This window comes from Streptomyces klenkii (assembly GCF_003626645.1).
In the GTDB taxonomy this organism is placed as follows: Bacteria; Actinomycetota; Actinomycetes; order Streptomycetales; family Streptomycetaceae; genus Streptomyces; species Streptomyces klenkii.
This window is the reverse complement of record NZ_RBAM01000084.1, coordinates 1-1391: the sequence shown is the minus strand read 5'-3', so window position 1 is coordinate 1391 and position 1391 is coordinate 1. Positions and strand designations below refer to the sequence as shown.

Genomic DNA, 1391 nt, shown 5'->3' with positions numbered 1-1391 from the left:
GGGCGAGCGCGGACGCCGACCTCGTGGTCGTCGCCCTCCACCGGCAGCACCCGCCCGGCCCGTCCATAGGCCCGCACCTGGGGCACGCCCTCCGCGCCCTGCTGCGCCGCGCCACGTGCCCTCTCCTGCTGGTCCCCGCGCCCGTCGCCGCGCGGGCGGACTGAACGGGCCCGCGCGGCAGGGCCGTTCGGCCCCAGGGTCCGGGACCCGTGACCCCTGAGGCGCCCCGGGGCCGCGGCGGGATGGTGAAGGCGTCAACGCGAACCGAGGAAAACCCCCCGGAAGGACGAGACATCATGGCTGTCCACGACAACACCCGCCGCCCCGCCGGCTTCCGCCTCCTCCCCTCCCGGCACGGCTCCCGCCGGGCCGCGGCCGCCACGCCCCGCGCCACCGCCACGGCGACGACCACCGCCGCCACCACCGCGGCACGCACCCTGGCCGGGCTCCGCATCCTGACCGGCTTCGTCTTCCTGTGGGCGTTCCTCGACAAGACCTTCGGCTGGGAGTACGCCACCCCGGCCGGCGGCGGCTGGGTCGACGGCGGCTCCCCGACCGAGGGATTCCTCAGCCACGTCTCCGTCGGGCCGCTGGAGGACACCTTCCACGGCTGGGCCGGCGACGCCTGGGCCGACTGGACGTTCATGCTCGGCCTGCTCGCCATCGGCCTCGCCCTCCTCGGCGGCGTCGCCCTGCGCCTGGCCGCCGCCGGCGGCACCGTGATGATGGGGCTGATGTGGGCCGCGGAGTGGCCGCTCGACCAGACCCTGGCCGACGGGTCCCTCAGCATGTCGACGAACCCGCTGATCGACTACCACGTCATCTACGCAGCCGCCCTGATCGCCCTCGCCGCCGCCCACGCCGGCGCCACCTGGGGCCTGGCCGGCCGCTGGGAGCGCCTCCCCGTCGTCCGCGACGCCCCCTGGCTGCGCTGAACTCCCCTCCCGCGCCGCCCCCTTGGCTCCGGCGCGGAACCCGAGACCCCGTTCGCCGGACGCCGCCGGCCACCCCCGGCGGCGCCCCTCCCGAGGAGACAGACACATGTTCCCCGACCCGGCCCCGAACTCCCTCTCCACCGTCACGGTGGGCCTGGACGAATCCGACGAGAGCCTGGCGGCGGCCGACTGGGCCGCCCGCGAGGCCCTGCTCCGCCAACTCCCCCTCCGCCTGGTCCACGTCCGGGAGAGCAACCCCTACGCCCGCCCCTACGGGCTCTTCCCCGAGGCGGGCATCGAGGACGGCCCCCTGCCCTCGGCCGCGGCCGACCTGGCGCGCCGCCACCCCGGCCTGACCGTCACCACCGCCGACCTCCGGGGCCGGCCCGCCGCCGTGCTGGCGGGCGAATCGCCACCGGATGACCTGCTGGTCCTGGGGTCCCGGGCCCTGGGCGC

2 protein-coding genes are annotated in these 1391 nt (G+C 77.1%); both read left to right on the top strand.

Annotation, left to right across the window (positions count from 1 at the left end; translation table 11 throughout):
- Nucleotides 1-296 precede the first annotated feature (296 nt).
- Nucleotides 297-935 (top strand): DoxX family membrane protein, encoded by a 639-nt coding sequence (locus tag D7231_RS34775; protein WP_120760354.1) that lies wholly within the window; start codon nucleotides 297-299, stop codon nucleotides 933-935.
- Between the two features lie 106 nt (nucleotides 936-1041).
- A partial coding sequence (locus D7231_RS34770) for a universal stress protein (RefSeq protein WP_158673896.1) occupies nucleotides 1042-1391 on the top strand: 350 nt, incomplete at its 3' end.

Coding starts and splice junctions, on each gene's coding strand:
- D7231_RS34775 (WP_120760354.1), top strand. CDS start 297: ATGGCTGTCCACGACAACACCCGCCGCCCCGCCGGCTTCCGCCTCCTC.